The sequence below is a fragment of the Desulfitobacterium sp. THU1 genome (genome assembly GCF_038181555.1).
Classification (GTDB): Bacteria; Bacillota; Desulfitobacteriia; order Desulfitobacteriales; family Desulfitobacteriaceae; genus Desulfitobacterium.
Window position 1 is genome coordinate 13,814 of sequence record NZ_JBBWUA010000026.1, and the last position, 20,158, is coordinate 33,971.

Genomic DNA, 20,158 nt, shown 5'->3' on the forward strand with positions numbered 1-20,158 from the left:
TTTGTTATTCCTTTAAAATATGGCTAGCAATGACGATTCTTTGTACTTCGCTGGTTCCTTCATAAATCTCAGTAATCTTAGCGTCTCTCATCATGCGCTCAACAGGATATTCGCGTGTATATCCATAACCTCCATGCATTTGCACAGCTTGAGTGGTTACCCACATCGCTGTTTCGGAAGCGTGGAGTTTTGCCATAGCGGAAGCTTTAGAAACAGGCTTATGTTGTGTAGCAAGATAAGCTGATTGATAAACTAAGAGACGTGCTGCTTCGATTTGAGTTGCCATATCAGCTAATTTGAACTGGTTTGCTTGGAATTGCGCGATCGGCTGACCGAACTGCACTCTTTCCTTTGCATAGTTCTTGGCCTGTTCATAAGCACCTTGGGCAATACCTAATGCTTGTGAAGCGATGCCGATTCGACCAAAGTCTAAGGTGATCATAGCAATCTTAAATCCTTGACCTTCTTCACCTAAAAGATTCTCGCCAGGAACTCGAACATTATCGAAGACCAATTCGTAAGTAGCAGAAGAACGAATACCCATTTTCTTTTCTTTCTTTCCAAAGGTAAAACCGGGCATTCCCTTCTCTAAAATGAAAGCTGCAATACCTTTGTTTCCTTTGCTTTTATCCATTTGAGCTGTTACCACGTAGGTATCTGCTTCATAAGCATTGGTGATAAAGATTTTAGAACCGTTGATGATATAGTCATTGCCATCTTTTACTGCTGTAGTTCTGGTTCCTGAAGCATCGGAACCGGCCATAGGTTCTGTTAAACCGAAAGCCCCAATCTTTTCTCCACTGGCCAAAGGCACCAAATATTTTTGCTTTTGCTCTTCAGTTCCGAAAAGATAGATAGGGTTTGCACAGAGACTGGAATGAGCAGAAACTGTAACGCCTACAGAAGCGTCAACTCTCGATAATTCTTCAACAGCAATCGCATAGGATAGATAATCTGCTTCTACACCACCGTACTTTTCCGGGAAGGTAATTCCTGCAAGACCTAACTCGGCCAGCTTATGCCATATCTCACTGGGAAACTCTTCTTTCTCATCCCGTTCTTCAGCACCCGCTGCACACTCATTCTCAGCAAAATCGCGCACCATTTTCCTCATCATGACATGGTCTTCACTTAATTCAAACATCATAGTTTTCGACTCCTCTCAATTCTTTTTTATCTATCTCTAACCTTAATAGGTATAGAAACCTCTGCCTGTTTTGCGACCCAACCAGCCTGCTTTAACATACTTTCTTAACAATGGGCAAGGACGATATTTGTCCCCGAGTCCCTCATGGAGCACGTCACAGATAGCAAGTACTGTATCAAGGCCGATTAAATCCGCTAAAGCCAAAGGCCCCATGGGATGATTAGCTCCCAGCATCATTACATTATCAATGGCTTCTGGCTTGGCAATGCCTTCATTCAAAGTCCAGATCGCTTCATTGATCATAGGGATTAAAATCCGGTTGGCAACAAACCCGGGAGCATCATTGACTTCTACTGGAGTTTTACCCATCGCGATGCTTAAGCTTTCAATTTGGGTATAGACTTCATCACTGGTAGCCAAGCCCCGAATAATTTCTACTAGCTTCATGACAGGAACCGGATTCATAAAATGCATACCAATTACTTTGTCGGGTCGCTTCGTACAGGCTCCCACTTCAGTAATAGGTAATGACGAAGTGTTAGTGGCTAAGATAGTATGTTCTGGACAAACCTCATCTAGCTTTTTAAAGATTTCCCCTTTGATAGCCATATTTTCTATGGCTGCCTCGATGACTAAATCAGCATTTTTAGCATCCTCAAGGTTTGAGCTTTTTTGGAATCTACCCAAAATACTCACTTTTTCTTCAGGAGCTAATTTTCCCTTTTCTACATTGCGGGCTAGGGTCTTCTCGATGCTTTTAAGGCCACGTTCAACGAATTCCTCCTTAATATCATTGAGAATGATTGTGTACCCAGCTTGAGCTGCCACTTGGGCAATTCCGGAACCCATCTGACCCGCTCCGATCACCATAATAGTTTTCATAAACACTCTCCCCCTTTAAACTTAAATCATATTTCTTTTAGTTTTAAAAAGAGCAATTCTCTAAAATATGATTTATCCTCATAGAATTACGAGCTACAGGTCGCATGAATTTTGCACCTAGACTTATAGTCGCAATCTTATGAATTGTTTACTTATCATATTATTCATGCAAATATCATGCCAAATTCCCAAGCGTATAGGGATTTGCTTCTAGAAACCCTTATATCGTCACGAATTTTCTGAATTATCTTAATTGTGAGTATATTATGTACTTGTGGGCATTAGGTTTTGTGTCTCTAGATAGAGACAGTTATTTTTTATAAAAATGCTTAACAGCTTAATTCGTCCATTTTTGGTTCAGGTGTCTCTTTTAGAGACACTGTCTCAAAAAAACACAGCATCTCTGGGCAGAGATGCTGTGTTTGCGTAAGCAATTTGCTATTATACTTAGCAAGCTATTTGATATTATACTTAGCAAGCTTTTTGTAAAGAACTGAACGGTGAATTCCTAGTATTCGAGCCGCATGAACTTTGTTTCCCTGAACACTAATCAAAGTCTTCTGGATAATTTCTCGTTCAGCCTCCTGTAAAGTATATTCTAAGGTATGTTCTTCTTTGAAGGACAACGAGTCTACGAAACCAGGCAAAGCAAGATGCTTAGGCTGAATCAAGGGTTCATCACAAATGACAATCGCTCGTTCTAAGATATTTTCCAGCTCTCGAATGTTGCCTGGCCAATCATAAGAACATAAATGAGCAAGACTTTCGGGAGTGTAACCTTGAATGTCTGTTCCCAGTCGTTTATTCACCTTTTCAATTAGGCTATTGGAAATTAACCCGATGTCTTCCTTGCGCTCTCTTAAAGGCGGCAGCTCAATTGATAAGACATTAAGTCGATAATAGAGATCAAGCCGAAATTCGTGTTCCATGACCATTCTCCGGAGATCTCTATTCGTAGCCGCAATAATCCGGACATCAACTTTGATCGGCTCAGTCCCACCTAAACGTTCTAATTCTCGTTCTTGCAATACCCGTAAGAGTTTGGCCTGCATGACTATGGACATATCGCCGATCTCATCGAGGAAAATCGTCCCTTTGTCTGCAAGTTCAAATTTACCTGGTTTACCACCCTTGCGCGCCCCGGTAAATGCGCCCTCTTCGTAGCCAAATAGCTCTGATTCAAGAAGATTTTCCGGCAAGGCTGCACAATTGACTTTTATATAGGGTCCTTTACTGCGACTGCTTGATTTATGGATGGCGTGGGAAAAAACTTCTTTCCCTGTGCCGCTTTCACCAAGGATAAGTATTGTCGAGGTCGTTTGCGATGCTCGTTTGGCTAAGGCTTTTGCCTTTTTCATGGCTTGACTCTCACCAATGATGTCATCAAAAGCAAATTTGGAGGAATGAAGCTTGCCGAATTCTTCTTTGTAGTAGGCTAAATTTTCTTCGAGTCTCATGACTTTCTTGGCAAATGTTTTGGCAATCTCCATGTTCTTAAATAAGGTTTTTGCCAAGGCACCGACAACTTTACCCTCCCGTTCGATGGGAACACTCATAATAATGAAATCGCGATCGTTAATGTGCCAGGTTTCCGCAAATTGAGCCTTACCTGATTTTAAAATTTGCGGAAGATTGGAGTTCTGACTAATAGCTTGTATTTTCTTGCCAATGACTTCCTTTGCTTCTAGCCCCATGACATCTAAGAAGAATTGATTCATCAAAATGACCGTTTCCTGATCATCAATAACGACCATTCCTTCGTAGGAATTCTCAACAACGGCTTCTAAGGTTGCCATAAGTTTTTCGTTGGAGCTTAAACGATGTGTTACTGCTTCCAGCTCTGTGATGTCTTTGAATACAGCGACTGCTCCAAGTACTTTCTCCCCAAGGATGATGGGTAAAAAATCCGCATTTGTGTTCAGCTCTCCATATGTCAAGCGGACACCTCGATGCTCTCGGCCCGATACCAGTGCTTGATAGGTTAAGGATTCAGGGAAAAAGTCCTTGATGGGTTTGCCAAGCACTTCTTCAGCATGGAAACTCAAGGTCTTTTCTGCTGATGGATTGTAAAAAATTATTCGTCCATTAGCATCAATGGCCACAACGGCGTTATGAACCAATTGAATGATCTGGTTAATATAATAGTCTAGGTCTTTTAATAGATCGAGCATTATATTCAAGTTGTCCTGTAATTTTAATTCCCCTCGAAATTGTCCATCTTGGCGAATCACATAAGCAGCAGGCCATTGTTTACTGATGACATGACCAAGATTGAAGAGAAGACCATTTTCTTCAAAGAGCAACCACTCTGTTTGTCTAATCAGGGAGTCTACGGAAGCGTCAGGGTCATAAACACCCTTGGCAAAGGAATCAAGAATGTCCGCAGCCTCAAGAACTCCTTGCATATATCCTTCATCGTTGACAATTGCAATACGACTATGGCCTTCGTTTAGAAAAAGCGCAAGAGCTTCATTCATTAAAGTTCCTTCTCGAAGAGAAAAAGGGGAAATAATTAACTTTTGACTTTCTATTAATGAAAGTCCACTTGAAACAAAGCCTTTCATCATGCTGCACCTCACAATTTGCTACCCTGAATTATTCTGTATTTATTGGCAATAGTTCGTATTGTCTAAATTTTCTGTATTCAAACGCAAAATCCTGCTTTTCATCTTATAATAAATATTTATAATCTGGCCCTTAGCCTTTTTTGCTTCAGATTGTCCCGTGTTTGTCCCCTGCATAATATCCGGCGAGTGCAAAGGGCATCTTTCTCAAATATTATCTTTAAATAAAAATAAACTACTGCTTAAACGATATAAGCAGTAGCAATACATCTTTTATGGAATTTCTTTTGTGCGAAAAAATACCGGTTACAAAATATCAAAATATGTTTTTCTGGTAGGAGCCGGAAAGGCTTGGTTTAGCGTTTCTGTCTACCCCTTCCCTATAGCACTTAAACAGCCTTAACTTTATCCTTAAGCCAATTCTTCATATCTTCGATAACCGATTGATCTGACCCTTGGACCATGACCGCCTCTAAGGTAAGGGCTAGTTCCTCGCCGTTAAAAGATTTGCCAAGGAAACAATCACTGATTTCCTGAATAAGCGCAGCATTCATAGCATCGGAGTAAATTGTAGACTCCGTGATACACCCCTTGTTTAGTCTTAAGCCCAGTTCGATGCCGCCCCAAGGAAAACGAGTTTCAATAACTAAATCAAATTGCGGTGTTTTCCCATAGCGCCATTCCCATGAAGCGTACTTTTCATAGAGTGACATTAGATCAATATCCGTATCTTTAACCAATACAGGTTCTGAACATTCCCCATAAAGGCCTTGGAAGCTTTCGCAAAGTTTTCCTTTCATTTGATCGATGGATAGATCCGGCACATAGTTGCGCAGGTTGGTGATCCGAGACTGGACAGATTCCACCCCTTTTGCGGCCATTTTCTCCTTAGATACTTGCAGGTATTTTCCTACTTTCTCACCATCGACATGGACGAGAACGGTACCATGATGATAGGCTTTGTCTTTTTCAAAATAAAAGGCATTGCCGGAGAATTTCTTCCCATCGACGGTCAAATCATTACGACCGGTGAACTCGGCCTGTATACCCAGACCTTTGACTCCCTCTAGAATCACTTGCAGTTGCTTATGTAAATCATAAAGGTCACGGTCCATAATAAAAGTAAAGTTGAGATTGCCCAGGTCATGGAAAACGGCACCTCCTCCGGAAAGGCGGCGAGCAAGCTTTCCTCCATCTTCTTCTAGAGCTGTGCAGCGACATTCTTTCCAAGGGTTTTGATTTCTCCCGATCACCACAGTATTTTGGTTTTGCCAAAGATAGAGAATAATTTGGTTTTTCTCTACTTTATGCAGAAGATATTCTTCTAAGGCTAAATTATGCCAAGGATCAAAGGAGTCGGAGAACACGATTTGCGTCTTCGGGGATTGGTGGGACATGGGTACCATCCTCTCTTTTAGTAAATTTATCCTATTTCCCTCGCGTGAGATAACCCCTCATTACTTCTTCTGGGACAAGATTGCCACCTGTCGCCCAAATAATATGGGTAGCTTTTTTTAGCTTATCCTCCAGGTGATGATCTTTAAGATATTGCATACCTACGGTACTCTGCAAGAGCCGAGCCGGACCAGCCATTCCGGCCAAAGCCGAGGGTTCACATTGTATGCCTTGAGTATCATGAAGAGCCTGTAGCAGACAAAAAAGCTCATCATCTTGGATTGTGTAAGCTCCGCTGAGTAAGACTTCCATCAGCTTACCCACGAAACGAGAAGCTCTGCCTACAGCCAATCCATCAGCTTCGGTCTTGTTATCCAGTCCGATGTCTTGAACAGCAATTTGATCGTGCCGCCCTGTCGCCAACCCTAAAAGCATACAGGGAGAATGGGTCGGTTCAGCAAAGAAACAGTGGACATTTTCTCCAAAAGCTTCCTTTAAGCCAAAAGCTATTCCTCCCGGTCCACCGCCCACCCCGCAGGGCAAATAAACAAAAAGGGGATGATTAGAATCTACCCAAAGGTTTAATTCTTCGAGCTGGTGCTTAAGCCTCCGCCCAGCAACTGCATAGCCTAAAAATAAGTCCTTGGAGCACTCATCATCAACAAAATGGCAACAGGGGTCTTCTTTAGCTTGCTTGCGACCTTCTTCTACCGCCTTACTATAATCAAAAGCGTATTCAATAACCTCAACACCTTCAGAACGCAAACGTTCTTTTTTCCATTCCTTAGCATCGGCAGACATATGGACTGTGACTTTAAAGCCCAGTTTAGAACCCATCACCCCGATACTTAATCCAAGATTTCCTGTGGAGCCCACAGCAATCGTATGGGTGGAAAAAAACTCCCTAAAAGAAGGATCAGCTAAGATAGAATAATCGTTTTCTGTGGTGAGTAGCCCTTCTTTTAGGGTGAGTTCTTCCGCAAGCTTAAGGACTTCATATATCCCACCTCGTGCCTTGATGGATCCGGAAATCGGCAGATGACTGTCACATTTAAGCCATAGATTACCCCGGATCTGAACGCCAAAACGGGATTCTAAATATCTCTGCATGTTTTCAATTGGAACAAGACTGGACTCGATTAAGCCCCCATTTGGCCTAGTCTCGGGAAAAACTTTAGCAAGATAGGGTGCAAAACGCTGTAGCCTTTTCTCCGCAGCAAGGATTTCCTTGGCAGACATCATAGCTTGTCGACTACGATTATTCTGGGCTGTTCCATATTGCGTATTGATCCAAAAAGTCTCACGAGCTGCCATTAAATCTTGCATAATAGGAATATGGCACAGGAGATCAGAGTCTTTGGTACCAGGTCCTTGCTTACGCAAACTAACTGCCTCCTTGGTACGTGTACGCACCTGTTTTTCCTTGAATGCACCTTAATCAGTCACACTATATTATAGCAAAAGAGATTTGTTTTTTCGCTATGGAAAATTACGACTCATAAAGTCACAGCAAAGCCTGGAACAATAAAAACAGACTAGGTTTATACCCTAATCTGCTTCAACTCAGGCACGCATATATTCTTTACTATATAGATTTTATCTTCTTATACTTTTCAGGCATATTATATTCTAACTCTTTTACCTCAAAATGGTACCAATGAAAATCACCCGTATCAAGCTTCCAGATGAGTTCCCCTCGTGAGGGTACCTTGATTCCATTGAACTCTTGATATTCTTGGATAACGCATGACCAAGTCTCTAAACGGTATTCACCTTCAAACTCGCCATAACGTTTGGCTTCAAAGTTAAGGGGCTCTCCTTGCTCATTGAAGGTAAAGATCCCGGAAGCCGTGACTCCTCCATAGGTCATGGTGGCTTTAGCCGAAGTATCATTGATTTCTTCCCATTGGATATAGTCATTTAAAGCAGCCGAGGGAGACCACATTATCTCAGCAAGATATCGTAACAGCGTCCCTTGATCAATTTCTTTCCCTCGGCCATCAGCTACAGTAAACAAAGAAAGCGCTTTAATAAGCATATGTCCACGACCATCGATATATAGATCTCTTCCGGATATGTGGAAGAAGGGCGCCATTTTTATATCAGCATACCAAATAAACCCAGGATCATCGATTCTAAAGTATTGTTCTACCTGACCCTTCATCCATGCCTGTTCTTGCTTGAGCCTTAAGGTTATGTCCTGCCTTGTTCTCGTAGCGATAGCTCGTTCTTTACCGACAATATGGGATTGCCGAAGCCAATTCTGTACAGGCAGGGGGAGTCCTTCTAGATCCGAAGGTTGTACTGTCCCACCTGGGTTCTCTATCCCCTCATAAAACTGAGTGACTTCTTCCGAAACCATTTGCTTAAACTGAATTTTGGCAATGACTGTAATGACAGCAAAAACGGCCACAATAAGCACTATCACCAGTAAAATTATCATTAATACTTTTCCCACTGCGGAGTCTACCTCCCTTACTATTGGCTTCAAGCTTAATCTCGCATATGAGTCAGCGCTTAATCAGCAAATTGGCAAACATGCTCAAATAATCACAAGCTATGGAGGGTAAGCGGCTTTGTGCCACTTACCCTAAACACTTTAAATCAATATTTATTCCGATAGTGCTCTTTGATCTGTTGATTGATTTTCTTCCATTTCTTCTTTTCTTCAAGCCGCTCATAGAGATTGGTTTTACGCACGATATACTGAGACTCTCGTTGCAGCTTTTTGAAGCTAGTGTAGCGCTCTTGACTTAGGCTACCAGCGCTGATGGCTTGTAGTATCGCACAGCCCGGTTCTCCATCATGTTGGCAATCAGAAAATCGACAGCGCTCAGCATAACCAAAGATATCTTCAAAGGCTTCACTTAAACCTTCTCCTGTACCATAGAGTTGAAGCTCACGCATACCCGGGGTATCAATCAATACCCCTCCCTGAGGTAAAAGGAAAAGTTCTCGTGAAGTGGTTGTGTGGCGTCCTCGACTATCATTTTCTCGAACCGTTTGGGTTTCCTGCACCTCTTGCCCTAAGAGATGATTAACAAGTGTTGACTTCCCAGCTCCGGACGATCCGAGCAAGGCAATCGTATCACCCGGTCGTACATAGTCTGTTATTTCCTCGATCCCATCTCCCGTTAAACAACTTATCGAGAAAATAGTTACCCCCGGGGCCGCCTCTTCTACTTGACGGATTTTGCTTTGAACATCATTACATAGATCCGTCTTACTCAAAACCAAAACTGGAGTTGCTCCACTTTCCCAAGCTAGGGTAAGATAGCGTTCGATTCTTCGCACATTAAAATCCATATTTAGAGCATTGACGAGAAAAACTTTATCAATATTCGTGGCGATAATCTGTTCATCTGTGGTCTTGCCGGCAACCTTACGGGAGAATTTACTCTTTCTAGGCAGTATACCTTGAATCAGTGCTTCTTCGGAGCCTATGGATGCAGATGTCTCCGGAGAACCAAGGATAACCCAATCCCCTACGGCCGGAAAATCGCGACGCTCCATGGCTGAATAACGCATTTTTCCTGATACACTTGCCCATACTTCACCCGATGGTATCCCTACCTTAAATCGATTGCGATACTCTGCTAATACACGGCCTGCTTGGAAGCCGTTTGCTAAATAGGGTTGGAATTGTTCTTGCAGACAATCATTCCAACCAAGTTCTTTAAGATCCAATTTACAAATCAGATGGAACCCTCCTTGACGTAGTGTGTCACGGAAGTCCCGTTTTAGATGAGAGTGTCAACTAAACATAGGTCTTTCGTGACGTTGACAAAATTGAATTAATCTAGCTACAATGACCGACTCTTTATTTTCCATAATTCAACACCTCTCAATCTGTAATCTACACATATTATACAATTGTTGGTAACAAAATCAACCATAAAAAATCGCCAGAGTTTCTTACGACTCTGGCGATTACCTTGCTATTTAGAATGCTTTTCTATTAGGCTCTTCTTTTATAGGCCAATTTGCTATGTGCCCGGGGTTTGCCCAGCACTTCAGCCCAGATAACACCCTGGATCAGTGGGTTTACAGCCTGGCTAGGAAAAGCAAATCCAGCCTGTTGTTGAGGATAGCCGACATTGGATATTTGCTTGCCTACCAATTCAAGTTGTGGCTTCTTTGCCCCAGCGACGCCCAAGTTACCCTCTCTACCGCTTGTTCCCTCATTACCTAAAGCACCTTCCCTACTGGTACTGCCTTCATTGCCACTTGTTCCCTCGACACCCCATGAACCTTCAGCACTCAAGTAATCCTCACTGGGTCTACCTTCGGTGCCGTATCCCTCTGTCCCGGAAGTTCCTTCACTATCATACCTTTGGGAGGAGGTTGGATAACGCTTGGTCGTAGAGGTTCGGGAGGAGGTGTCTGTTTGCACTTCCTTAGGGAATAATTCTCGTTCTAATTCCTCAAACATCTCTCGCCATTGTGGGCGGCTTTGCTTGGTTTCCTGCTGAGAGGAGGTAGGACGACTATTTTGGGGACCGTTCTGTGGTCGATTATAGGGTGGACGGCGGTTTTGTGGTTTCTTCTGGTTCGTGCCAAAGATCGTGGATGCTGCGTAGATGAATATGATAATGGGTAACCAAGAAAAAAAATCCATTAAGTCCTCACCGCCCTACTTTTTCGGGTTGGGGTCTTGTTGTGAATTGCCCGTACGTGCAATGTTTTCGCGCATACTTGTATCAGCCATAATATTTTGCATATTGTAATAATCCATGACTCCCAATTTTCCCTCTTTTAAAGCTTCCGATAACGCTCTAGGTACTTCGGATTCCGCTTCAACAACCTTCGCACGCATCTCTTGAACATAAGCAACCATCTCTTGCTCTCTAGCTACAGCCATAGCACGACGCTCTTCTGCTTTTGCTTGGGCAATGCGTTTGTCTGCTTCTGCCTGATCTGTTTGAAGTTGGGCACCGATATTCTTACCTACATCCACATCGGCGATGTCGATGGAAAGAATTTCAAAAGCTGTTCCTGAGTCAAGCCCTTTAGATAATACAGTACGAGATACCATGTCGGGATTTTCCAAAACTTGCTCATGGGATTGAGACGAACCGATACTAGTTACGATACCTTCCCCGACACGGGCAATGATGGTTTCTTCCCCCGCTCCCCCGACAAGACGGTCGAGGTTAGCACGAACCGTTACCCGTGCTTTTACACGAAGCTCAATTCCGTTTTTAGCCACCGCAGAAACAATCGGTGTTTCAATAACCTTTGGGTTTACGGACATTTGGACCGCTTGCAGTACATCACGGCCAGCTAAGTCGATGGCTGCAGCTCTTTCAAACTGAAGAGGAATTGCTGCGCGCTCTGCTGCAATCAAAGCATTGATGACTTTGTCGACGTTACCACCCGCAAGATAATGGGCCTCTAGTTTTGCCGTTGTTACGTTTAAACCTGCTTTATGAGCTTTAATTAAGGGATTAACAATCTTGGCAGGAGTAACCCTTCTTAACCGCATCCCGATTAATGTAAAGATTCCTACATTTACACCAGCTGCCAGCGCAGAAATCCAGAGGCCTACCGGAATAAAGGTCAACAGTATACTGATTACGATAAAGGCTATCGCCAGAAGAATGATGGGTATTAAGTTTCCAATTAGCATTTTTATTCGCCCCTAGGGGCTCCACCTCCCGAATTATATTATTTGATTTAGGAAATTTGCCGAACTATGACGCGAGTTCCTTCGACAGCGATAATTTTTACACGGTGGTTAACTTCGATAAATCCCCCTTCCGTAACCACATCCAGTCTGTGGCCATTGACCTCAGCTGTACCAGCAGGACGCAAGGGACTAAGAGCAACCCCTTCACACCCTACATAGTTTTCCAGATCTGCGGTGGGGGCTACATAGCCTTCTTGATTCGATTGTTTGGTGTTTAATGAAAAACGTTGCCAAAAGCGTCTTGTACGGGGAATGCGAAAGCTTAAAGCGACGAGAACACCTAAGATGAGAAACATACTGCTCACATAAGCAACACCTTGAAGTACCGAATCTGCGGTCAGGAATATCCCTGCCGACAAAAGGATCAATCCTACTATTCCCAGAATTCCACCGGGGATAAATATTTCTAGAAATAAAAAGGACAAACCTAAAATAACCAGAGCCACAATCCCACTTGTCACCATAAATTCTTCCCTCCTCTCCTCTATTATAATGCAGATGCTATTTAATCAAGACTTCTCCTGAGGATTGTTTGGCTGAGGAATATTTTTCAACCACTCCTGGGCAATCTGTTTATATAGATTAGCCCGCGCTAGAAGATTGAGAATAACCAAGGTAGCCGCTACCTTATCTCTATCCTCCGGGTTAAGTTCTTCGCCAGATAGTGCCTCATTAACTTCTTCCGGTAATTGCTCGAGGGAAGTCACCCAATCCGCTTGAGTAAGATCAAAGATTTCGCTGTAATAGCGATATAACTTCGCCGGATTAATCCGGTCATCTGTATTATCACTAAGGTCTAAATTAACAAACCTTAATAACTGAGAGGCATCCTCTAAGGAAAGGATGTTTCTTAAATCATTCAACAAGAGGATATTGGCAACCTGCTCCCGGGTATACTTTTTTTTCTGAGGGTGCGGCAAATATTCTCTTCTTACCCAATTTTGAATATGCGTGTTATTTATATCATTATGACTCACTCGTTGAGCGACCTCGACGACTTGGGATAACATCATGGAATCCAGCTCTAAATAAGGTAAAGCCTTCTTTTTGGGTTCATAGCGATTTGCAATCTCGCTAATTTCCTTGAGATAAGAATTCATGAATATCACCTCCTTTTTATTATTTCGCTTTTCACTGTTAAACTTAAATCGGGTGTTGTCCTTCGATTTTTAATATGGGATAGCCTATCAAAGTCAAGGCATCATGGCATCCTTTAGAACATATCACAGCATTCATAGAATTACTTTATATATTCTTTATGATTTTATTATATGTTCACTTTGATCATATGTCAATGTATTTTTAGCTTTTCTTCACATATTTTTTAGCGAATAACTAATGGTATAGCCCATGCTTTATCTCCAAGGCTCCGCTATGCTATAATTTATCTTTAGAGGGTAATTAATACACTAATCGGTTTGTAAAGGAGTTGCTCGCTAATGAATGATCAATTACTTGAAAAATATGCTCAACTTATTGTTAAATCCGGAGTCAATCTCCAACCTAATCAGATACTCGTTATAAACTCTCCTCTTGAGTGCGCTGAGTTTACACGGAAAATTGCAGGGATCGCCTACCAAGTAGGCGCCAAGGATGTAGCGATTTTTTGGAAGGATGAACTGATGTCGAAAATACGTTTTCTGCAAGCACCGGATGCCATCTTTGATGAATTTCCGGAATGGCAGAAAGCCTTTTATCTGGACTATTCTCGTCAAGGGGCGGCCTTTTTAAGCATCTCAGCCTCCGATCCCGAACTAATGAAAGAGGTCAATCCAGACCGCATTGTCAGAGCACAAAGAGCATCCTCTACCGCTCTCAAAGAATACCGCGATCGCTTGATGAGCAATCATAATCCTTGGTGCGTTGTTTCTGTGCCTACTCAGGCTTGGGCAAAGAAAGTCTTCCCGAATGTCAGTATAAATGAAGCTATGGACAAACTTTGGGACGCCATATTTAAATCAGTTCGAGCTGATCAGGAAGATCCTGTTAAGGCTTGGCAAATCCACAAAGAGAACTTAAATCGCTCCATGAATATCCTAAACACTCATCGATTCCGGACCTTACATTTTGAAAATTCCCTCGGTACAGATCTATGGATTGAGTTGCCCGAGGGTCATCTATGGGTAGCGGGGGCAGACATTACACCTGAAGGTATCGAGTTCATAGCTAATATGCCTACCGAAGAGGTCTTCACCCTTCCTAAAAGGGCCGGGGTGAATGGAAAAGTTTTTAGTTCTTTACCCTTAAATTACAACGGCAGCCTCATCAAGAATTTTTCTCTGACCTTTAAAGACGGTCGAATTATCGATTTTAGTGCTGAAGAAGGGCTAGAGAGTTTAGCGGCCTTAATTAACACTGACGAAGGATCTCATTATCTAGGCGAAGTAGCCCTAGTTCCCGACAATTCTCCCATCTCTAATTCGAAAATCCTTTTCTATAATACCCTTTTTGATGAAAACGCTGCTTGCCACTTAGCAATCGGGAAAGCCTATCCTGTCTGCCTCGAAAACGGCGATAAGCTCAGTGAAAGTGAATTAACAACCGCCGGTGTGAATGAATCCATGGTCCATGAAGATTTTATGATTGGTACACCTGATTTAAAGATTACCGGAATTACCTCTTCAGGTGATGAGGTTCCAGTTTTTAGCCAAGGAAATTTTGCGTTTTAGGGAGGGTTTACCATCATCCAGGTTGGAAAAATAAATCAACTGAAGGTCGCTAATCTAGCCTCTTTTGGAGCCTATCTTGATGCGGAGACGGGTAATCGCCAAGACAATGTGCTCCTACCGGGCAATGAATGCCCCGACAATGTCCAAGAAGGTGATCTTTTTGAAGTATTTGTCTATCATGATTCAGAAAATCGTTTGATTGCTACCCGCCAAAAACCTTTAGCCTTAGTGGGGGAAATTGCCTACTTAAAGGTGACTGCCAAGACAAAATTCGGTGCTTATCTTGACTTCGGTATTGAAAGGGGCCTTTTTCTCCCCTTCCGCGAACAAAAGCACCCTCTTGAGATAGATCATAGCTATCTTGTTTATCTTTATCTCGATAAGAGCGGACGGATATCTGCCACCACAGATATCTATAGCCTTCTCCGCTCCGATTCTCCTTATCAGAAAAACGATAATGTCATGGGCACAGTCTACCAAATCAATCCGGAAATCGGGGTATTTGTAGCCGTAGACAACCAATATATGGGCCTCATTCCTCGTTCAGAAAACTACTCAGATCTCCGGTGGGGTGATCGGGTTCAGACTCGTGTGATTCGTGTTCGCGAAGATGGCAAGCTAGACCTCTCCCCACGTAACCTTTCCCATCAACAAATGAATGTGGATGCCGAGCTTCTCATCAATGCCCTGAATGCTCATGGGGGCGTCTTACCTCTTAATGAAAAATCCGATCCGGATGAAATTGAAAAAACCTTCCATATGAGCAAGGCCGCCTTTAAACGCGCCGTAGGTGTATTGCTAAAGAACGGCCGCATCAAAAAGTCGGGAGACGAATTAAGGCTCCCTTAAGTTTAACTTCCATAAAATCAATAAGGGGTTCAGTGTAAAAACACTACCCCATTGTTCCTTTTTTGAAGAGTATGAAACAAGGCTACTTGGACGAGTTAGCATGTCAAATTTTGCACCAGTGCCAAATTTGACATAGAGATTTATACTAGATACCAGAAAGTATGAGTTGCTTTATAGAAATTTCAGTGAACAGAGTAATATTAATTGAATAGACTTAAGTAAAAGGTGCTGTGAAATTACGATTTCACAGCACCTTTTCAAATATAATAAATCCAACTTGCAAAGACCCATTAGTGTAGCTTCTCACACAATAGTGAACGATTTTAAGCGAGCAGCTACCCGTTCTTCGCGAAAAGCACCCGACGGAGGAAGTGCTTGAGCGTTAGAACGGGTGCGCGCAGCTTACTGAGTGAGCGATGTGTGAGAAGCTACCCGACCCCAATCTTTCAAGAATATGCAATGGGGGTGTGAAATCTTAATTTCACGCCCCCTTTTCCAATTACCATCTATTCTTCGTCTTCCAAAACTCAGGCCGCAATAAAATCAGCAAAGTAAAAAGCTCCAATCGACCAAGCAACATGCAAAGTATCAAAACGGACTTTCCAAATATAGTGACACTGGCAAAAGTAGTCGTCGGCCCGACAATTCCAAAACCGGGTCCAACATTACCCAGGGAGGCTGCTACAGCGCTCATTGCATCCATCGGCTCAAGCCCTGTTCCGGCAACTAGAATAGTGGCTATAGCAAAAATCCCTACATAAAGAAAGAAGAATAAACTGACCATATTGACCGCTGCAGCATTAATCGGCTTCCCATCTAATTTAATACTCGATACTGCCTGAGGATGTAATCCTCGCGTCAGCATTGACCAAGTATGTTTAGTGAGAAGCATAATTCGAGCAATTTTTATGCCTCCGGTTGTTGATCCGGCGCATCCCCCAATAAACATCAGCACAAACAAAATTAACTTTGTTATTGCCGGCCACAGATCATAATCAGTAGAAACGAAACCCGTTCCCGTAACCATGGAGACCACTTGGAATAGTCCGTGACGCAGGGCATAATCCGGTGGCTTATCGTGCGTCAGCCACAATCCTCCCATGATGAGCACGGTACTGACACAAATAATGCTGAGATAAGTAATAAACTCGGTATTCCTAAAGGGTTTCAAGCTTTTCTTTGTCCAGGCCTCGAGATAAAGGCGGTAGTTTCCCCCAGCAATAATAATAAATACAATAATGATACCTTCAATAGCTAGGCTGTTGTAGTGCATAATGCTGGCGTTTTTCGTTGAAAATCCTCCGGCTGATACCGTCGAAAAAGCATTGTTGACAGCGTCAAATAGATCCAATCCTGCGGCTAAGAGCAACCCGATCAATACTAAAGTAAAAAATGTATAGATCCGCCAAAGAGATATGGCTGTATCTCGAATGCGGGGCATGATCCGCTTGCTTAAAGGACCCGGAACCTCCGCATTAAAAAGCTGCACAGCCCCAAAGCCGGTATTGGGCAACAAAATAATGAAGAGGACAATAATCCCCATGCCGCCCAGCCAATGGGTGATACTGCGCCAAAGTAGTATTGACATGGGCAATATCTCAACATCATCAATAACACTTGAACCCGTTGTTGTTAAGCCCGATACGGCTTCAAAAAGGGCATCGATATAAGTAGGGACACTGCCTGATATCCAAAAGGGCAAGGCACCGAGAAGAGACGTGAAGAACCATGCTCCGGCAACAATGACAAAGCTCTCGCGTATTCCCATTTTTCCTTCAGTTGATTCCCGTAACCGATACATCAAAAAGCCAAGAACAGCAGTAATCGTGAGGGATAATAAAAACGCACTACTACTGCTTTCTCTGTTAAAAACCGCAAGAATAAAGGGAATGAGCATTGTCAAGGCATAGCCGATCAGAAGTCTTCCTACTATCCCTCGCACCAGCGAATAATTCATCTTTGATTTGCTCCTCGTTCATGATACCAGTCTCTTACCAAGTTTTTTGTCTTCGCCAAAATTCACGACGGAAAATTATCAGCAAAGTAAAGAATTCTAAACGTCCCACTAGCATACAAACGGTCAGGACGGCTTTCCCGAAAAGGTTAATACCGGCAAAGGTTGTCGTCGGTCCGACAAATCCAAAGCCGGGGCCCACATTACCGAGAGTGGCGGCTACAGCGCTCATCGCATCAAAGGGCTTTAATCCCGTTCCGGCAATCAGAATGCTGGCTCCGGCAAAGGTCACGATATAAAGGAAAAAGAAAATCCCCACACGATTCAGGGTCTCTGTGTCAATAACCTTGCCATCGAGTTTAATTCCGGAAATAACTCGGGGATGAATTCCCCTTTTGAGTTCAGCCCAAGTCTTTTTTGCCAACAGGATGATTCGAGAAACCTTAATACCTCCTGAAGTTGATCCGGCACTACCGCCGATAAACATGAGGAGAAATAAGATGATTTTCGTCATCGAAGGCCATAGGTCAAAATCTGCTGAGGCATAACCAGTAGTCGTAATAATTGAGGATACTTGGAATAAGGCATGCCGCACGGCCAATAAAGGCGACTCGCCGATATTAAACCACAAGCTGCCCGCAATCACCAAGGTCGAACCTAGTATGATGAGTAGATAGGTTATTAGTTCTGTATTGCGGAAGGGTTTAAGACTTTTTTTGCGCCAAATCGTCAGATAAATAACGAAGTTCGCTCCGGAGACAATCATAAAGAACGATAGAATCATCTCGATGGCTAGGCTATCATAAAACATAATGCTCGTGTTTTTTGTCGAGAACCCCCCGGTAGCAATTGTCGCAAAAGAGTTGTTCACCGCATCCAGAAAGGTCATCCCCGCCGACCAAAGGAGTAGTGTGCAAATGGCCGTAAAGATGAGGTAAATTTTCCACAGGGTAATCGCCGTATCACGAATTCTCGGCATCACACGATCATGGGTGGGGCCAGGTACCTCGGCGTTAAAAAGGAGCACCGTTCCTAAATCAGTTTTGGGAAGTAAAACTATAAAGAGTACGATAATTCCCATGCCACCTAGCCAATGGGTAAGACTCCGCCACAACAGAATTGATTGTGGCAAGCTCTCCACATCGGGAATGACGCTGGCGCCTGTGGTCGTAAGTCCTGATACAGTCTCAAAAACCGCATCGATATAAGTTGGCACCACATCAGCAAATTGAAAGGGCAACGCCCCAAATAAAGAGGCAAGAATCCAAGCTCCCACCACAGATCCAAAAGCTTCACGCACCCCAATTTTCATCTCAGTTAGCTTGGCCTGTCGGGCAAAGACTAATCCCGTCAATAAGGTAAGAAATACAGAAAGGAGGAAGGCAAGTCTACTCCATTCCTCCAGGGCAAGTGCCAACACCAAGGGAATACTCATGGCACCGGCATATACGATGAGAAGTCTTCCGAGCAACCCCAAAATTACGGGAATGTTCATCTTATTTGCTCCCTAATTTATTCTCGAACAACCGAACAACAGTGGGAACTGTATCCGGCAGTGCAAAAACAATAACCCGGTCTTCCGGTATCAGTACTGTATCACCATTCGGAATGATGATTTCAGCGCCCCGTACGATACTACCGATCAGTGAATTATTTGGTAGCTTCGCATCCTTGAGTTTCTTATTGGCCACAGGACTGGAAGCGGGAACAATGATCTCCATGGCTTCGGCCTTTGCTCCCTCAAGCAGGGAGACTGATACCACATCAGAGCGGCGGACCTGGCGTAGTATAACCCCTGCCGTCAGGATACGCGGCGAGAGCACCACATCAACTCCGACCTTCTCCATCAGGGATATATAATCGGAGCGCCCGACACGAACAAAGGTCTTCGGCGCACCTAGGTGTTTAGCAAGAAGAGCAATAAGTAAATTCAGCTTATCATCATCGGTAAGACACATGACTGCATCAGCTTCACCTACCCCCTCCTCTGTCAATAAGTCAATATCGGTTCCTTCGCCACAGAGAACCAGTCCCTCATCCAGAATTTCGGCCAATTCTTGGCATCGTTCCATATCTTTATCGATGACCTTAACTGAGATACCGACTTTCTCCAGCATAATTGCTAAATGCCTACCAATTCTTCCGGCCCCAATAATTAACACCCGTTCAATCTTGGACTTGCGAACCGTGAAATGCTCTTCGATCTTTTTTATGGAAGAAAACTCGCCGACAAAAAAGACACAATCATTAGGCAAAATCATATCTATTCCATGAGGGATAAGCATCCGATCATTGCGGAGAATTCCCGCTACTAAAGTATGGGAGGGTAAATCCAATCTTTTCAAAGGGATGTTAGTTAGTTTAGAATCCGCCGGAATCTTGACTTCAATCATCCTTACCCGATCGTCAGCAAAATCCTCCACATCTAAGGCGGCAGGAGTCAGGAGGATACGCTTGATTTCAAGAGCGGTAACCATCTCCGGATTAATCGTTAAGTCGATGCCTAAAGCCTCATTAAATTTCACTTTATCCTTTTCGGCATATTCTTGGTTGCGAACGCGGGCAATCGTTCGTTGTATACCAGCTTGCTTAGCTGCCATACAGGCAATCATATTGACCTCATCCATATCCGTGACAGCGATCATGAGATCTGCTTTACGGATTTCGGGATCCAAAAGCATACCTGGACTGGCACCATTCCCCGATATCGTCATCACGTCCAAGGTATTTTGAACAATACTGCGACGCTCTTCATCTTGTTCAATGACGATAACTTCATGTTCTTCCTGGGTCAGATATTGAGCTAAACTATAACCCACTTTACCAGCCCCAACGATTACAACACGCACTTGTATTACCTCCAAAGCCTAACAACTCTTTTTTCCTTCATACCATCATAGTACAATGTTATATTTCAATCAAGCTGAAACTTTTATAGGTGGTAAATTCCCCGTACTATGAATGATTCCGCCTTTGTGCTCATAAATTTTATTGCAGCAATTTCTTTTG

Annotated in this window: 16 protein-coding genes; 2 read left to right on the top strand and 14 right to left on the bottom strand. The window is 43.2% G+C overall.

Annotated elements, in window-relative coordinates:
* Positions 1-4 precede the first annotated feature (4 nt).
* The 11 genes from AAC978_RS15030 to AAC978_RS15080 form a co-directional block, all read right to left on the bottom strand.
* Positions 5-1,147, bottom strand: coding sequence for an acyl-CoA dehydrogenase (locus tag AAC978_RS15030; protein ID WP_341548882.1), 1,143 nt, complete (start codon positions 1,145-1,147; stop codon positions 5-7).
* Between the two features lie 42 nt (positions 1,148-1,189).
* Positions 1,190-2,029 (bottom strand): 3-hydroxybutyryl-CoA dehydrogenase, encoded by an 840-nt coding sequence (locus AAC978_RS15035; protein ID WP_341548883.1) that lies wholly within the window; start codon positions 2,027-2,029, stop codon positions 1,190-1,192.
* A gap of 455 nt (positions 2,030-2,484) precedes the next feature.
* A complete protein-coding gene (locus AAC978_RS15040) occupies positions 2,485-4,596 on the bottom strand; it encodes a sigma 54-interacting transcriptional regulator (protein ID WP_341548884.1) in 2,112 nt (703 codons plus the stop codon).
* A gap of 386 nt (positions 4,597-4,982) precedes the next feature.
* Positions 4,983-5,990: a lipoate--protein ligase gene (locus tag AAC978_RS15045; protein ID WP_341548885.1), complete on the bottom strand. Its 1,008-nt coding sequence runs from the start codon at positions 5,988-5,990 to the stop codon at positions 4,983-4,985.
* Between the two features lie 31 nt (positions 5,991-6,021).
* Positions 6,022-7,371, bottom strand: coding sequence for a D-serine ammonia-lyase (locus AAC978_RS15050; RefSeq protein ID WP_341548886.1), 1,350 nt, complete (start codon positions 7,369-7,371; stop codon positions 6,022-6,024).
* 202 nt (positions 7,372-7,573) lie between these two features.
* Positions 7,574-8,446 (bottom strand): DUF6544 family protein, encoded by an 873-nt coding sequence (locus AAC978_RS15055; RefSeq protein ID WP_341548887.1) that lies wholly within the window; start codon positions 8,444-8,446, stop codon positions 7,574-7,576.
* Positions 8,447-8,592: 146 nt separating this feature from the next.
* On the bottom strand, positions 8,593-9,675 hold the full coding sequence (gene rsgA, locus AAC978_RS15060; protein ID WP_445900317.1) for a ribosome small subunit-dependent GTPase A: 1,083 nt from the start codon (positions 9,673-9,675) through the stop codon (positions 8,593-8,595).
* Positions 9,676-9,946: 271 nt separating this feature from the next.
* Positions 9,947-10,606, bottom strand: coding sequence for a hypothetical protein (locus tag AAC978_RS15065; RefSeq protein WP_341548888.1), 660 nt, complete (start codon positions 10,604-10,606; stop codon positions 9,947-9,949).
* Between the two features lie 15 nt (positions 10,607-10,621).
* Positions 10,622-11,617, bottom strand: coding sequence for a flotillin-like protein FloA (gene floA / locus AAC978_RS15070; RefSeq protein ID WP_341548889.1), 996 nt, complete (start codon positions 11,615-11,617; stop codon positions 10,622-10,624).
* A gap of 47 nt (positions 11,618-11,664) precedes the next feature.
* Positions 11,665-12,141 (bottom strand): NfeD family protein, encoded by a 477-nt coding sequence (locus AAC978_RS15075; RefSeq protein WP_341548890.1) that lies wholly within the window; start codon positions 12,139-12,141, stop codon positions 11,665-11,667.
* A gap of 45 nt (positions 12,142-12,186) precedes the next feature.
* Positions 12,187-12,777, bottom strand: coding sequence for a DUF1836 domain-containing protein (locus AAC978_RS15080; RefSeq protein ID WP_341548891.1), 591 nt, complete (start codon positions 12,775-12,777; stop codon positions 12,187-12,189).
* A 339-nt stretch (positions 12,778-13,116) separates the two neighbouring features.
* Here AAC978_RS15080 and AAC978_RS15085 point away from each other — a divergent pair, with 339 nt between their 5' ends.
* Both AAC978_RS15085 and AAC978_RS15090 read left to right on the top strand, forming a co-directional pair.
* Positions 13,117-14,346 (top strand): aminopeptidase, encoded by a 1,230-nt coding sequence (locus AAC978_RS15085; RefSeq protein ID WP_341548892.1) that lies wholly within the window; start codon positions 13,117-13,119, stop codon positions 14,344-14,346.
* 12 nt (positions 14,347-14,358) lie between these two features.
* Positions 14,359-15,195, top strand: coding sequence for a CvfB family protein (locus AAC978_RS15090; RefSeq protein ID WP_341548907.1), 837 nt, complete (start codon positions 14,359-14,361; stop codon positions 15,193-15,195).
* Between the two features lie 499 nt (positions 15,196-15,694).
* Here the strand turns inward: AAC978_RS15090 and AAC978_RS15095 are convergent, their stop codons facing one another.
* The 3 genes from AAC978_RS15095 to trkA are packed head-to-tail and all read right to left on the bottom strand — an operon-like array spanning position 15,695 to position 19,998.
* Positions 15,695-17,152 carry a TrkH family potassium uptake protein gene (locus AAC978_RS15095; protein WP_341548893.1) on the bottom strand — a complete coding sequence of 486 codons (1,458 nt, stop codon included), beginning with the start codon at positions 17,150-17,152 and terminating at the stop codon, positions 15,695-15,697.
* Positions 17,153-17,186: 34 nt separating this feature from the next.
* A complete protein-coding gene (locus AAC978_RS15100; RefSeq protein ID WP_341548894.1) occupies positions 17,187-18,644 on the bottom strand; it encodes a TrkH family potassium uptake protein in 1,458 nt (485 codons plus the stop codon).
* A 1-nt stretch (position 18,645) separates the two neighbouring features.
* Positions 18,646-19,998, bottom strand: coding sequence for a Trk system potassium transporter TrkA (gene trkA, locus AAC978_RS15105; protein ID WP_341548895.1), 1,353 nt, complete (start codon positions 19,996-19,998; stop codon positions 18,646-18,648).
* Between the last annotated feature and the right edge of the window lie 160 nt (positions 19,999-20,158).

Excerpts from the sequence above, each read along its gene's own strand:
- AAC978_RS15065 (WP_341548888.1), bottom strand. The coding sequence starts at position 10,606 with ATGGATTTTTTTTCTTGGTTACCCATTATCATATTCATCTACGCAGCA.
- AAC978_RS15045 (WP_341548885.1), bottom strand. The coding sequence starts at position 5,990 with ATGTCCCACCAATCCCCGAAGACGCAAATCGTGTTCTCCGACTCCTTT.
- AAC978_RS15100 (WP_341548894.1), bottom strand. The coding sequence starts at position 18,644 with ATGAACATTCCCGTAATTTTGGGGTTGCTCGGAAGACTTCTCATCGTA.
- floA (WP_341548889.1), bottom strand. The coding sequence starts at position 11,617 with ATGCTAATTGGAAACTTAATACCCATCATTCTTCTGGCGATAGCCTTT.
- AAC978_RS15075 (WP_341548890.1), bottom strand. The coding sequence starts at position 12,141 with ATGGTGACAAGTGGGATTGTGGCTCTGGTTATTTTAGGTTTGTCCTTT.
- AAC978_RS15080 (WP_341548891.1), bottom strand. The coding sequence starts at position 12,777 with ATGAATTCTTATCTCAAGGAAATTAGCGAGATTGCAAATCGCTATGAA.
- AAC978_RS15030 (WP_341548882.1), bottom strand. The coding sequence starts at position 1,147 with ATGATGTTTGAATTAAGTGAAGACCATGTCATGATGAGGAAAATGGTG.
- AAC978_RS15040 (WP_341548884.1), bottom strand. The coding sequence starts at position 4,596 with ATGATGAAAGGCTTTGTTTCAAGTGGACTTTCATTAATAGAAAGTCAA.
- AAC978_RS15085 (WP_341548892.1), top strand. The coding sequence starts at position 13,117 with ATGAATGATCAATTACTTGAAAAATATGCTCAACTTATTGTTAAATCC.
- AAC978_RS15035 (WP_341548883.1), bottom strand. The coding sequence starts at position 2,029 with ATGAAAACTATTATGGTGATCGGAGCGGGTCAGATGGGTTCCGGAATT.
- AAC978_RS15095 (WP_341548893.1), bottom strand. The coding sequence starts at position 17,152 with ATGAATTATTCGCTGGTGCGAGGGATAGTAGGAAGACTTCTGATCGGC.